The following is a 13,147-nucleotide window of genomic DNA, read 5'->3' as shown; positions in this document are numbered from 1 at the left end:
CGAATGCCCAAAACCCATATCACGATGAAGGTGAACGGCAGCGAGGTCGAAGGCCTCGCCGAGCCGCGCACGCTGCTGGTTCATTTCCTGCGCGAGCAGGCGCAGCTCACCGGCACCCATATCGGCTGCGAGACCAGCCATTGCGGCGCCTGCACCATCGACATCGACGGCATGAGCGTGAAGAGCTGCACCATGCTCGCGGTGCAGGCCAACGGCTCCGAGATCACCACGATCGAAGGCATGGCCAACGCCGACGGATCGCTGTCGGCGCTGCAGGAAGGCTTTCGCATGATGCACGGCCTGCAATGCGGCTTTTGCACGCCCGGCATGATCATCCGCGCGCATCGGCTGCTGAAGGAAAATCCGTCGCCGACGGAGACCGAGATCCGCGCCGGCATCTCCGGCAACATCTGCCGCTGCACCGGCTATCAGAACATCGTCAAGGCGATCCAATACGCCGCCGCCAAGATCAACGGCGTTGAATTCCAGGAGGCCGCGGAATGAACGACATGACTCCCACGCGGGAACAACGCGAAGCCGCGCTCGAAGGCATGGGCTGCCGGCGCAAGCGCGTCGAGGACATCCGCTTTACCCAAGGCAAGGGCAACTACGTCGATGACGTCAAGCTGCCGGGCATGCTGCACGGCGACTTCGTGCGCTCGCCGCATGCGCATGCGCGGGTGAAGGCGATCCACACCGAGGAGGCGCTGAAAGTGCCCGGCGTGCTCGCGGTCATCACCGCCGAGACCTTGAAGACCGTCAACCTCGCCTGGATGCCGACCTTGGCCGGCGACGTGCAGATGGTGCTCGCCGACGGCAAGGTTCTGTTCCAGAACCAAGAGGTCGCCTTTGTCGTCGCCACCGACCGCTACGCCGCCGATGACGGCGTCAACAAGGTCGTGGTCGAGTACGAGGCGCTGCCGGTGCTGGTCGATCCGTTCAAGGCGATGGATTCAGATGCGCCCGTGCTGCGCGAGGACCTCGTCGGCAAGACCTCGGGCGCGCACGGCCCGCGCAAGCACCACAACCACATCTTCGAGTGGAGCGTCGGCGACAAGGAGCTCACCGACGCCGCGTTCAAGAAGGCCGACGTCACGATCAAGGAGATGATCTCCTATCACCGCACCCATCCATCGCCGCTGGAGACCTGCCAGTGCGTCTGCTCGTTCGACAAGATCAAGGGCGAGCTGACGATCTGGGGCACCTTCCAGGCGCCGCATGTCATCCGCACCGTGGTGTCGCTGATCGCGAAGATCCCGGAGCAGAAGATCCATGTCATCGCGCCCGACATCGGCGGCGGCTTCGGCAACAAGGTCGGCGCCTATCCTGGCTACATCTGCGCCGCGGTGGCCTCCATCGTCACCGGCAAGCCGGTCAAATGGGTCGAGGACCGCATCGAGAACCTGACCGCGACCGCGTTCGCGCGCGACTACCACATGACCACTGAGATCGCGGCGACCAAGGATGGCAAGGTCACCGGCCTGCGCGTCCACGTGCTGGCCGACCATGGCGGCTTCGATGCCTGCGCCGACCCGTCGAAATGGCCGGCCGGCTTCTTCAACATCGTCACCGGCTCCTATGACTTCCCGGTCGCGCATTGCGTCGTCGACGGCGTCTACACCAACAAGGCGCCGGGCGGCGTCGCCTATCGCTGCTCGTTCCGCGTCACCGAGGCGGCCTATTGCATCGAGCGCGCGATGGACATTCTGGCGCAGAAACTCGGCATGGATCCGGCCGAGCTGCGCCTGAAGAACTTCGTCAGGCCGGAGCAGTTTCCTTATCACTCGGCGCTCGGTTGGGAATATGACTCCGGCGACTACCACACCGCCATGCGCAAGATGATGGAGGCCGTGGACTACGCGGCCTTGCGCAAGGAGCAGGCCGAGAAGCGCGCCGCCTTCCAGCTCGGCGAGACCCGCGAGATCATGGGCATCGGCGTCTCCTTCTTCACCGAGATCGTCGGCGCCGGACCGTCGAAGAACTGCGACATCCTGGGGATCGCGATGTTCGATTCCTGCGAGATCCGGCTGCATCCGACCGGCGCCGGCATCGCGCGGATGGGCACCAAGAGCCAGGGCCAGGGGCACGAGACCACCTGGGCCCAGATCATCGCCAGCGAGATCGGCATTCCCGCCGACAACATCATGGTCGAGGAGGGCAACACCGACACGGCGCCCTATGGTCTCGGCACCTACGGCTCGCGCTCGACGCCCGTCGCAGGGGCAGCCATCGCCATGGCCGCGCGCAAGATCAAGGCCAAGGCGCAGATGATCGCGGCCTACAAGCTCGAGGTGCACGAGGACGATCTCGAATGGGACATCGACGGCTTCCGGGTCAAGGGCCTGCCCGAGAAGGTGATGTCGATGAAGGACATCTGCTGGGCGGCCTACAACTCAGTGCCGCCCGGCATGGAGCCGGGGCTGGAGGCGGTGAGCTACTACGATCCACCCAACATGACCTATCCGTTCGGCGCCTATCTCTGCGTGATGGACATCGACGTCGACACCGGCGTGTACAAGGTCCGGCGCTTCTATGCGCTGGATGATTGCGGCACCCGCATCAACCCGATGATCATCGAGGGCCAGATTCATGGCGGCCTCACCGAAGCCTTCGCGATCGCGATGGGCCAGGAGATCCGCTACGATTCCGAGGGCAATGTCGTGACCGGCTCGTTCATGGACTTCTTCATGCCGACCGCGGTCGAGACGCCGCATTGGGAGACCGACTTCACGGTGACGCCCTCGCCGCATCACCCGATCGGCGCCAAGGGCGTCGGCGAAAGCCCCAATGTCGGCGGCGTGCCGGCGTTCTCCAACGCGGTCAATGACGCGTTCTCGTTCTTAGGCTCGACGCACATCCAGATGCCGCATGACTATTGGCGCAACTGGCAGGCGGCGAAGAACCTGGGCGTATTGGGGTCGTAATATTGAAGGCGTTGGCGTTCGCCGCGCGCGCGCGTTCCCTCCCCCCTTGTGGGGGAGGGCTAGGGAGGGGGGTACCCCACGGGCAGTGTGCGTGGAGACCCCCACCCCCAACCCCTCCCCACAAGGGGGAGGGGAGTTCACCTCCGATGACGCAGCAGTCGAACTTGACATGAAGACCCGCGACCACATCGCCCAATCCCTCGCCGCCTGCGGCTACATCGCCGATGGCGAGTTGGCGACGGCGCTCTCACTGATGCAGTTGCTCAAGCGGCCGTTGCTGCTGGAAGGCGAGGCCGGGGTCGGCAAGACCGAGGTCGCCAAGGCGCTCGCCTGCGTGCACGGCACCGAGCTGATCCGGCTGCAATGCTATGAGGGTCTTGACCAGAGCTCCGCGCTGTACGAGTGGAACTACCAGCGCCAGCTGTTCGCGATCGAGGCGCATCGCGGCCAGCCGGAGACCATCGAGGACCAGATCTTCTCCGAGAAGTATCTGCTGGAGCGGCCACTGCTTGCGGCGATCCGCCGCGCCACGCCGCCGGTGCTGCTGATCGACGAGATCGACCGCGCCGACGACGAATTCGAGGCGTTCCTGCTGGAGCTCCTGTCGGACTTCCAGATATCGATTCCCGAGCTCGGCACCATCAAAGCCATCAGCATCCCGCACGTGGTGCTGACCTCGAACGGCACCCGCGAGCTGTCGGACGCGCTGCGCCGGCGCTGTCTGTATCACTACGTCGACTATCCCGATGTCGATCGCGAGGCCCGCATCATCCTGGCGCGGATCGATGGCGCGTCGGCGTCGCTTGCGCTGCAGATCGCGCGCCTGGTCGAGGGCCTGCGAAAAGAAGAGCTGCGCAAGGTGCCGGGTGTGGCCGAGACGCTGGACTGGGCAGCCGCACTGGTCGGGCTCGATGTGCGCGACCTCGAGGACCAGCCGGAGGTCGTGCATGACACCTTGATGTGTCTGCTCAAGACGCATGAGGACCGCTCCCGCATTACCCGCGAGGTCGCCGCGCGATTGTTGGGGAAGGTCGCATGAGCTGCTGTGGCGCCACGCCTGATCATGAGGACATGGACGCGGTGGCGCGGCTGGTCGCGGGACGCCTCAGCGCATTTCTCAAGACGCTGCGCGACAACGGCTTTGCGGTCGGCCTGTCGGAGGGGCAGGATGCGGCGGCCGTGATGACCGCAGGCTATGCCGACAGGCCCGGCCTGTTGCGCTCCGCCTTCAAGCACCTGTTTTCGGCGCGCAAGAGCGAGTGGGATCGCTTCGACGGCCTGTTCGACGCGTTCTGGCTCGGCAAGCGCGTGCGCTCGCGCGTTCTGACGGCAGGGTCGCCGCAATCGGCGAACAGCCCGTCCCTGAAGAGTCTGCAGGATGCGAATGCTGCTCGGCAGGGGCATCACGGCCCGACCGATCAGATTCCCTCTGACGAAACCCCACGCGAGGCGGGCGGCGAGGGCGTCCGCGAAGGTGCCTCGCGCGTGGAGTCCATCAGCGATACCGACTTCCGCAAGCTCGCAGATCCCGACCAGGTCGCGCTGGCGCATGAGGCGGCGGCGCGGCTCGCCCAGGCGATGCGGACACGGCTGACGCGCCGCGATCAGTTGCGGCGCAAGGGCGAGCGGCTCGACCTGCGCCGCACCATCCACCGCAACATCAGCCATGGCGGCGTGCCGATCGCGCTGGTGCATCGCCGCCGCAAGCCCAAGCCGCTCCGGCTGGTGGTGCTGCTCGACGCCTCCGGCTCGATGAGCCCCTATACGTCGGTGTTTGTTCGCTTCATCCACGGCGTGCTCGACGCCTTCCGCGAGGCCGAAGCGTTCCTGTTTCACACCCGGCTGGCTCACGTCTCCGATGCGATGAAGGAGAGGGATGCCGCGCGGGCGCTGGATCGGCTGTCGATGATGGCGCAGGGCGCCGGCGGCGGCACCAGGATCGGCGAAAGCCTAGCGACCTTCAATCGCTGGCACGCGCCGCGCGTCATCCATTCGCGCACCTGCGTGATGATCGTCTCCGACGGCTACGACACCGGTGATCCAGCCTTGCTCGGCCGCGAGATGGCGCAACTGCGACGCCGTTGCCGCCGTATCGTCTGGCTCAATCCGATGCTCGGCTGGCACGGCTACGCGCCGGAAGCCCGCGGCATCAAGGCGGCGCTGCCGCATGTCGATCTCTACGCGCCCGCGCATACGCTGGGCTCGCTCGCGGCGCTCGAGCCGTATCTGGCGAGGTTGTGAGATGACGAGGGTGAGCCGCTCTGAAGTGTTGTTGACGCAGACTGCCTCGGCATCGGCGGTCGGCTCCTTCCCCCACGAGGGGGGAGGGAACAGACCTTCAGTGCTGCTGCAGATTGCCTCGAACGTGCGTCAGAGGGGGCACCCATGACCACCTCCTCCGAACTGCTCGATCTCGCCGCCCAATTGAAAGCTGCCGACGAAAGCTTCGTGCTCGCCACCGTCGTGCGCACGGTGTCGGTGACCGCGGCAAAGGCCGGTGCCAAGGCGATCATCCGACCGGATGGCGCCATCGTCGCGGGCTGGATCGGCGGCGGCTGCGCCCGCGGCGCGGTGCTCAAGGCGGCGCGCGAGGCGCTCGCCGACGGCATTCCGCGCATGGTGTCGGTGCAGCCGGACGACCTGCTCGCCGAGCTCGGCGTCAAGCCGGGTGAGATGAAAGAGGGCGTGCGCTTCGCTTCCAACATGTGCCCGAGCAAGGGTACGATGGACATCTTCGTCGAGCCGGTGCTGCCGTATCCCTCGCTGGTGATCTTAGGCGCGAGCCCGGTGGCGCTGTCGCTCGCCGCGCAGGCGCGGCCGCTCGGCTATCACGTGACGCTGGCGGCGCCGGCGTCCGATCTCGTCACGACACCAGAGGCCGATGTGCTGATCGATGGCTTCGCGCTGGATCAACCGGCCGGGAGCAGCCGCTTCGTCGTGGTGTCGACGCAAGGCAAGGGCGACGAGGCGGCCTTGCGCGCCGCACTCGCCTGCGATGCGGCCTACCACGCCTTCGTCGGCAGCCGCCGCAAGATGGACAGCCTGCGCGACAAGCTGATCAAGGACGGCATCGACGCCGCGCTGCTCGACAAGGTCAAGGCCCCGGCGGGCCTCGATCTCGGCGCCATCACGCCGGAGGAGATCGCGATGTCGATTCTGGCCGAGGTCACTCAGGTGCGGCGTCGCGGCCAGCGCGGCTGAATTCCGTCACGGCGCGAGCGGCAGGTCGAACGAGACCCTGAGCCCGTCCGGCGCGAAGTCGCGCGTGACCTCGCCCTTCAGCGCGGCGCCGAGAATGCGCTCGAACAGCAGCGAACCGAAGCCGTTGCGTGCGGGCGGGGAGACATCCGGCCCGCCGTTCTCCTGCCAGAACAGCTTGAGCCGTCCGTCGGCATGGGTCCAGCCCAGCGTCACCCGCCCCGCATCGTTCGACAGCGCGCCATACTTCACCGCGTTGGTGACGAGCTCGTGCAAGCCCATCGACAGATACAGCGCGATGCCCGGCGCGAGCTGCAGGGCGGGGCCGTCGACGGCGATCCGGTCGGACTGCAACGGCGCCAGCTCGGCGCACACCAGCTCATTGAGCGCGATCGCTTCGCGGCCGCGATCCAGCGCCAGCGCGTGGCTGCGCGTCAGCGCCGCTATGCGCCCGCGCAGCACCTCGCCGAACTCGGCCAGCGCCGAATCGGCGCGGATGCTCAGCGCGATGACGCTGTCGACCAGCGCCAGCGTGTTCTTGACACGGTGATTGAGCTCATGGACGAGCACGCGATGGTGCTGCTCGACCGTGCGCCGCCGCGCATTCTCGGTGCGCAGTGCGATCTCGTCCATCACGATCTCGCTGAGCTCGGTGAGCTGGGCGATGTCGTCGTCGCTCCACGGCCGCGGCTCGTGATCGATGGCGCAGAGCGCGCCGATCACCTCGCCGCTCGGCAGCCGCAGGGGAACGCCGAGATAGGCGATCACGCCGAGAACTGGTACCGCGAGATTGTCCTTCACCAGCGGATGCTCGTTGGCGTCGCTGATCACCAGCGGCTGCGCCGAGGTCACGACGTGCTGGCAGAAGGAGTGGCTGAGCGGCGTCTCGCGCAGCGACGCCCATGGCTCGCACAGGCCGACCGAGCTCTTGAAGAACTGCCGGTCGCGATCGACCAGCGCGATGATCGCCGCTGGGGCCTGCAACAGCCGCGTGGTCAGGCGCGTGACGCGGTCGAAGCCCGGCTCCGGCGGCGAGTCGAGCAGCTCGGTCTGCAACAGGGAAGTCAATCGGTCTGGCGCGGAGGCGTCGCGATCGGACGTCATGCAGCTTTCGTCGGTCGGGCGTTCAGCCGGTGACAGGTTGCAAGACGGACCGGACGGAGCGCAAATCCGGAGCCGGTCGATCGTGCGGCGCAGTGGTATTCGGCTGGAACGAAGCCGGCGCAGAGACGAGATGAAGCCATCAACGCGGCCATCGCCGCGCTTCAGGGGCGGGGCGAATCCCGGTTCCACGCAGGTAACCAAGTGGTAGACTATGGCCTGACCAAGGCAAGTTCGGCATTCCGCCGCAGGTTCTCTTTGGTATGCATTATACCCGTCAGCCCCCCTTGACCGCACCCGCCGTCAGGCCGGCCACGATCTGCCGCTGTGCGAACACGGTCAGCAGCAGCACCGGCAGGGTCACGATCAGCGCCGCCGCCGCGAGCGGCCCCCACGAGAGCTGATCGAACGAGATCATGTTGTAGACCGCGACCGGCAAGGTGCGGGTCTCGCGTCCGGCCAGCACGATGCCGAACACGAAATTATTCCAGGAGAAGATCACCGCGAGGATGAAGGCGACCGCGAGGCCGGGCTTCGCCACCGGCAATGCCACGTGGCGGAAAACCTGCCAGCGCGTTGCGCCGTCGATGCGCGCGGCTTCCTCGAGTTCGATCGGCGTGGTCTCGAAATAGCCGATCATGATCCAGATCACGATCGGCACGGTGACGACGAGATGGATGATGATCTGCGGCCACAGCGTGCCGAGCAGGCCGAGCCACTGAAACAAGAGGAACAGCGGAATGAGGTACGACAGGCCGGGCGTGATGCGCGCGATCAGGATCACGATCGCCGATTTATGCGCGGCCATCCGTGCGATACCGTAGCCGGCGGGCACGCCGACCAGCATGGCGAGAAAAGTCGCGCCGCCGGTCACCAGCAGGCTGTTCTTGAAATAGGTGAAGAAGCGGTTGGACGACAGCACGTCGCCGTAGTTCTTCCAGGCGAAATGCTCCGGCCAGAACACCGGCGGATACGCGGCGTTGTCGACCTCGAACTTCACCGACAGCGAGATCATCCAGAGGAAGAACAGGATCGCCGGGGAGACGATGAGGAAGACGCCGAGCGCGAGGCCGAGCCGGCCGAGGATGGTCTGCGCGCTCATGTGTCGCTCCCCAGCGCATTCCACTGTGCTCGCCGGCGCAGCACCAGCAAGAGCGCAGTCAGCGCGATGATCAGCGCGAAGAACACCACCGCGATCGCCGAGGCATAGCCGAGGTCGTAATAGACGAAGGCGACGCTGTAGAGATAGAGGTTGATGGTCTCCGACGCCGAGCCCGGCCCGCCCTGGGTGATCGCGAAGATGATGTCGAAGCTCTTGATGGCGTCGATGGCGCGGATCATCGCGGCGATGAACAGGAACGGCATGATCAAGGGCAGCGTGATGTAGCGGAACATCTGCCAGGTGCTGGCGCCGTCGATCTGCGCGCTCTCATACGGTTCGGTCGGCAGCGAGGCGATGCCGCCGAGCACGATCAGCATGACCAGCGGCGTCCACTGCCAGGTCTCGACCAGCACCAGCGAGGGGATCACCGTGCCCGGATGAAACACCCAGAGCTGTGGCGGCAGGCCCACCAGCGACAGAAGATAGTTCAGGATGCCGAGCTGCGGGTGGAACATCATGGTCCACACCAGCGCGATCGCGACGGGCGTCGCCATCATCGGCATGATGAAGAGGGCGCGCAGCAGCCCGCGCCCGGGAAAGCGGGCGTGGAAGACGACCGCGGCGAAGGTGCCGAGCACCAGCGGCAGCAGCACCGACAGCGCGGTGTAGGACAGCGTGTGTCCGACCGACTCGACAAAGCGTGGATCTGCCGGCAGCCGCAGGTAGTTCGACAGCCCGACGAAGGTCGTGGGTGAGCCGACCTTCCACTCCTGGAAGCTCATCCAGATCGTGAACAGCCAGGGAAAGATGATCACCGCGAGCACGGTGACCAGCGCCGGCACCACGAACGGCCAGTACGACGGCGGCCGCAACGCACGTTCCGGCGCAGCGGCGTCCGCTGCCGCGCCGGCCTGTTCGACGATCGTGCTCACGCTTTCTCGCTGCGCTCCAGGATCGGGCGGAACTGCTCGTGCGCCTTCTTCAGCTCAGTCGCGGGATCGGCGCCCGACAGCGTGGCGGTCAACGCAGCACCGACGAGATCGCGGAATTCGGCGACCGGGATGATCACGGGCAGGCCGAGCTTAGAGATCTTGCCGGAGTCGATCGCCGACTGCAGCCACTCCTTCGGCATCTTCACGCCGCCCTGGACTCCGGGATCGTTGAGCACCGAGTTGCGGAACGGCACGCCGCCGCCGGCTTGCACCAGGCGGGCGCCTTGCGGCTTCGACACAAGCCACTGGCACAGCAGCCAGGCGGCTTCCTTGTTCTTGCTCGCAGCCGCAATGCCGATGCCGTCGCCATAGGTCGCCGAGTACTGTCCCTTCGGTCCGGCGGGCACCACGGTGTAGCCGACCTTGCCGACCACGCGCGAGGCATTGGCGTCCTCCAGCGGCGGCGCCCAGCCGACGCCGTCGATCCACATCGCCGAGCGGCCTTGCGTGAACGAGGCCATCGACTCCATCCAGTTGAAGCCGGCCACGCCGGGCGGCGCGCAGGTGGTCAGCAGCTTCTGATACAGCTTGGTGGCCTCGATCGCTTCGGGGCCGTCGGTCAGGATGTTGCCCTTGGCGTCCAGGAACTCGCCGCCATAGTTGAGGAAGAAGTTCGTCCACAGGGTCATGTTGGCGTTGCGCAGGCCGCGGCCGACGAAGCCGAACGTGCCGTCCTTGGCATCGGTCAGCTTCTGCGCCGCCGTGACCATCTCGTCGAGCGTCTTCGGCACTTCGACGCCCTTCTTCGCGAACAGCTCCTTGTTGTAGTAGAGGATGAAGTAGTCCACCGACCATGGCAGCGAGAACATCCGGCCCTTGTCGTTGCTGGCGTAAGTCAGCCCGGCGGCGGAGAAATCGCTCTGCACGAGGTCCGGCGCCGTGAGGTTCGGATCCTTCATGAAGTCGGTGATGTCGGCGAGCCAGCCGGCCTTCTCGAACTGCCGCTTCTGCACGTGATAGCTGAGATGGACGACGTCGAAGCTCGGCTTGCCCGACGACAGTTCGATCACGACCTTCTGTCGCTGCTGCTGCTCCGGGATCTGCTCGGATTCCACCTCGATGCCGGTCAGCGCGGTGAATTCCTTGATGTTCTTCTGCAGATTGTCGCCGCGCGGCCCCTTGGCGAGGATCACCTCGAGCTTGGTACCGGCATATTTCTTCCACTGCGGCTCAGACCAGGCCGGCTGGCCGGTGAGCGCCAGCGCGCCCGCTGCTGCCGTGCCCGCAAGCATGTTGCGACGCGTGATCGCGGTCATTGGTATCCTCCCAGAAGACTTCTTGTTTGGTCGTGAAGTGTAGCGCGATCCAGCGGCGCTGCAACAGCATGGTGCCCGTTCGACTGGGGATGCGACGACAGCGCGTGGTGCGATGCGGCAATCCGTTATGCGCCCGATGCGGCTGTGAAATCCGCCCGCTCCAGCAGCCACGACAGTGCAAAGCCAGCGACGAGCCCCCAGAATGCGGCGCCGATGTTGAGCAGTGGCACGTCGGCGACGGTGACGAGGAAGGCGATCAGGGCGCCGAGGGAGAAGTTCGTTCTGAACGCGGTCACGAACGCCGTCTGCAGCACGCGCAGCATGGCGAGGCCGGCCAGCGCGGTGATCAATGATTTGGGCGCGATCAGCAGCAGCGTGGTGAAGGTCGGCGCCAGCAGGCCGAAGCCGAGCGCAAGCACGCCCACGACCATCGCCGCGGAATAGTGACGTTTGCGCTCGCCGCCGGAGACGACGATGGCGTTGGTCGGTCCGGTCAGGCAGGTCGACACGCCGCCCACGACAGCCGCGAGCGCCGAGCCGATGCCGCAGGCCACGGTCACCACATTGACCGGGGGCGTGTGGCCGGCGGCGGTCAGCACCGCAAAGCCTTGGCCGTTCTGTACCACCAGCACGGTGACCGCGAGCGGCACGATCAGCTCGATCATGGCCGCCAGCGACCAGGACGGCGTCTGGATCACGGGCCGGATCAGCGCGATCTGCAGCGACGCGCTCTGGTCGTATTTGCCGAACAGGATGGCTGCGAGCGTGCCAATGACGAGCGCGCCGATGATCGGCGGGCAGCGCCGGCCGAGCGCTGGCAGCGCGGTCAGCAAGAGCCAGGCGACGACCATCGGCCCGGCGATGGCGAAGTCGGCGAACACGGCGCGGACGAGATCGAGGCCGAAGCGCAGGAATACGCCGGCGACCATGCCCATCACGATCGGCATCGGCACCAGTTGCATCGCGCGCTTGACCCAGCCGGTGAGCCCGAGCACCAGCATCAACAGCGCGGTGCCGTAGAATGCACCGACCACCTGCGGAAAGCTGAGATGCGTCAGCGACTGGCCGACCAGGACGGTGCCCGGAATGGTCCAGAACAGCACCAACGGCTCGCGATAGCGCCACGACAGCGCAAGCGTGATCAGGCCGTTGATGAAGAACACGCCGAAGATCCACGACGCGATCTCGCCTTGCGACAGCGCGCCATTGGCACCGACCGACAGGATGATCGCGACCGGCCCGGTGATCGCGAACAGCCAGCCGATGAAGCCGTGTGAGGCGTAGAGTGGGCCCAAATCGCTGGTGATCTGGCCGAGGCCGGGCGGCGGTCCGGCGGGGCGTTCGATGGCGTTGAGCATGGAGGGCAGGGCTCGGGCGGGGTTCTTGTTGTTGTCCTTGGTGTCTTGGGGGATGTTGGCCGAAGCGGACGGGTCGTGCAAGGCGTAGGGCTGATTGGCGGATTACGCTGCGCTAATCCGCTGTGCGGGTTTGAGCGTAGGGCGGATTAGGCGAAGCCGTAATCCGCCGCAGATCTTGAACTCATACATCCGCCGAGAGTAGGCTTACGTTGATCGTCTCGACTCGAGACTCAATCGATGCCCAACTATCGACGCGCATTCGTTCCGGGCGGGTGTTGGTTCTTCACGGTGAATTTGCTCGATCGGCGTCAGACTTTGCTGATCGATCACGTCGACCTACTGCGCTCCGCGGTCGCTGCCGCGAAACGACGATTTCCTTTCGAGATCGATGCCTTCGTCGTCATGCCGGATCTTCATGCGATCTGGACCTTGCCGCCCGATGACGCCGACTTCTCGATGCGCTGGCGTCTGATCAAGAGCCGCTTCGCGCGGGCGCTTCCAAGGACAGAGAATCTCAGCCCCACTCGTGTCGCGCGGCAGGAACGCGGGATCTGGCAGCGTCGGTTCTCGGAGCACCTGATCCGTGATGAAGACGACTATTCGCGTCACGTAGAGTATTGTTACATCAATCCGGTGAAGCATCGCCTCATGAGTCGCGTGGCGGACTGGCAGCATTCTTCGTTTCATCGGGATGTGCAGGCAGGAGTGTTTCCCGCAGACTGGGCCGGTGATGTCGCTGTGAGCGGAACGTTCGGGGAGCGTTAAGCCGTTCAAGTTGTCTTCGTGCCGAGGGGTGGCGGATTACGCTTCGCTAATCCGCCCTACGGGTCCTCTCTCTATCGAGGGTGATGATATCGCAAAGCTCGGACGCGAAACGCGCCGCGAGATTGCGGAGGTGTATCCGCAGATGCCGTTCGAAATCATCAGCTGAAATATGCCACGAGCGTCGGCGCGAGGGCGCCTCGCGATCACGGAGTGTGGGGCACGACGCCCACCCTCCCCTGGAGGGGGAGGGTCGCTCGCGCGCGAAGCGGGCGAGCGGGGTGGGGTGAAGCCACGGATACCAGTGCTCGTGGAGAGATCACCCCGCCCCGCCTCACGTTTCGCTTCGCTCCTCGTGAGGCGACCCTCCCCCTTGCGGGCTACGGGATGCCCGAAAGCGATTCCAAGCGATTTCTGGATGTGATTCAAAGTTTTCGACCGGTTCGGTGGAGAG

The 13,147-nt window shown here is 65.7% G+C and carries 11 protein-coding genes; 6 read left to right on the top strand and 5 right to left on the bottom strand.

The genetic code is table 11. The annotated features are described in order from the left end of the window. Positions 1-3 precede the first annotated feature (3 nt). The 5 genes from QX132_RS32065 to QX132_RS32045 all read left to right on the top strand — a co-directional run bounded on the left by QX132_RS32065 (position 4) and on the right by QX132_RS32045 (position 6,125). Positions 4-504, top strand: a complete 501-nt coding sequence (locus tag QX132_RS32065) for a (2Fe-2S)-binding protein (RefSeq protein ID WP_316163766.1) — start codon at positions 4-6, stop codon at positions 502-504. Continuing rightward, on the top strand, positions 501-2,924 hold the full coding sequence (locus QX132_RS32060; RefSeq protein ID WP_316163765.1) for an aerobic carbon-monoxide dehydrogenase large subunit: 2,424 nt from the start codon (positions 501-503) through the stop codon (positions 2,922-2,924). Before QX132_RS32065 ends, QX132_RS32060 begins: the two co-directional genes overlap by 4 nt. 169 nt (positions 2,925-3,093) lie before the next feature. After that, positions 3,094-3,963, top strand: coding sequence for a MoxR family ATPase (locus QX132_RS32055; RefSeq protein WP_316163764.1), 870 nt, complete (start codon positions 3,094-3,096; stop codon positions 3,961-3,963). Next, a complete protein-coding gene (locus QX132_RS32050) occupies positions 3,960-5,165 on the top strand; it encodes a VWA domain-containing protein (RefSeq protein WP_316163763.1) in 1,206 nt (401 codons plus the stop codon). Before QX132_RS32055 ends, QX132_RS32050 begins: the two co-directional genes overlap by 4 nt. A 144-nt stretch (positions 5,166-5,309) precedes the next feature. Beyond that, entirely contained in the window at positions 5,310-6,125 is an 816-nt protein-coding gene (locus QX132_RS32045; RefSeq protein WP_316163762.1) for an XdhC/CoxI family protein, read from the top strand. A 6-nt stretch (positions 6,126-6,131) separates the two neighbouring features. Here the strand turns inward: QX132_RS32045 and QX132_RS32040 are convergent, their stop codons facing one another. The 5 genes from QX132_RS32040 to QX132_RS32020 form a co-directional block, all read right to left on the bottom strand. Then, entirely contained in the window at positions 6,132-7,226 is a 1,095-nt protein-coding gene (locus tag QX132_RS32040; protein ID WP_315733993.1) for an HWE histidine kinase domain-containing protein, read from the bottom strand. A gap of 274 nt (positions 7,227-7,500) precedes the next feature. After that, positions 7,501-8,325 (bottom strand): carbohydrate ABC transporter permease, encoded by an 825-nt coding sequence (locus QX132_RS32035; RefSeq protein WP_315784066.1) that lies wholly within the window; start codon positions 8,323-8,325, stop codon positions 7,501-7,503. Next, positions 8,322-9,257 (bottom strand): sugar ABC transporter permease, encoded by a 936-nt coding sequence (locus QX132_RS32030; RefSeq protein ID WP_316163761.1) that lies wholly within the window; start codon positions 9,255-9,257, stop codon positions 8,322-8,324. Before QX132_RS32030 ends, QX132_RS32035 begins: the two co-directional genes overlap by 4 nt. Next, the gene (locus QX132_RS32025; protein WP_315733987.1) at positions 9,254-10,573 is read right to left on the bottom strand and encodes a sugar ABC transporter substrate-binding protein; all 1,320 of its coding nucleotides are present in this window, start codon (positions 10,571-10,573) and stop codon (positions 9,254-9,256) included. Before QX132_RS32025 ends, QX132_RS32030 begins: the two co-directional genes overlap by 4 nt. 125 nt (positions 10,574-10,698) lie before the next feature. Beyond that, positions 10,699-11,931 carry a benzoate/H(+) symporter BenE family transporter gene (locus QX132_RS32020; RefSeq protein WP_316163760.1) on the bottom strand — a complete coding sequence of 411 codons (1,233 nt, stop codon included), beginning with the start codon at positions 11,929-11,931 and terminating at the stop codon, positions 10,699-10,701. Positions 11,932-12,168: 237 nt separating this feature from the next. Between QX132_RS32020 and QX132_RS32015 the strand changes: the two genes are divergently transcribed. Continuing rightward, the gene (locus QX132_RS32015; protein WP_316163759.1) at positions 12,169-12,696 is read left to right on the top strand and encodes an REP-associated tyrosine transposase; all 528 of its coding nucleotides are present in this window, start codon (positions 12,169-12,171) and stop codon (positions 12,694-12,696) included. The last annotated feature ends 451 nt before the right edge of the window (positions 12,697-13,147 follow it).

Source organism: Bradyrhizobium sp. SZCCHNRI20481 (assembly GCF_032485055.1).
Classification (GTDB): domain Bacteria; phylum Pseudomonadota; class Alphaproteobacteria; order Rhizobiales; family Xanthobacteraceae; genus Bradyrhizobium.
The sequence above is the reverse complement of the archived record's forward strand: the minus strand, read 5'-3'. Positions and strand labels throughout refer to the sequence as shown.

What these genes read in the sequence shown, in the direction of transcription:
- QX132_RS32065 (WP_316163766.1), top strand. Translation starts at nt 4, where the DNA reads ATGCCCAAAACCCATATCACGATGAAGGTGAACGGCAGCGAGGTCGAA.
- QX132_RS32060 (WP_316163765.1), top strand. Translation starts at nt 501, where the DNA reads ATGAACGACATGACTCCCACGCGGGAACAACGCGAAGCCGCGCTCGAA.
- QX132_RS32055 (WP_316163764.1), top strand. Translation starts at nt 3,094, where the DNA reads ATGAAGACCCGCGACCACATCGCCCAATCCCTCGCCGCCTGCGGCTAC.
- QX132_RS32050 (WP_316163763.1), top strand. Translation starts at nt 3,960, where the DNA reads ATGAGCTGCTGTGGCGCCACGCCTGATCATGAGGACATGGACGCGGTG.
- QX132_RS32045 (WP_316163762.1), top strand. Translation starts at nt 5,310, where the DNA reads ATGACCACCTCCTCCGAACTGCTCGATCTCGCCGCCCAATTGAAAGCT.
- QX132_RS32040 (WP_315733993.1), bottom strand. Translation starts at nt 7,226, where the DNA reads ATGACGTCCGATCGCGACGCCTCCGCGCCAGACCGATTGACTTCCCTG.
- QX132_RS32035 (WP_315784066.1), bottom strand. Translation starts at nt 8,325, where the DNA reads ATGAGCGCGCAGACCATCCTCGGCCGGCTCGGCCTCGCGCTCGGCGTC.
- QX132_RS32025 (WP_315733987.1), bottom strand. Translation starts at nt 10,573, where the DNA reads ATGACCGCGATCACGCGTCGCAACATGCTTGCGGGCACGGCAGCAGCG.
- QX132_RS32020 (WP_316163760.1), bottom strand. Translation starts at nt 11,931, where the DNA reads ATGCTCAACGCCATCGAACGCCCCGCCGGACCGCCGCCCGGCCTCGGC.
- QX132_RS32015 (WP_316163759.1), top strand. Translation starts at nt 12,169, where the DNA reads ATGCCCAACTATCGACGCGCATTCGTTCCGGGCGGGTGTTGGTTCTTC.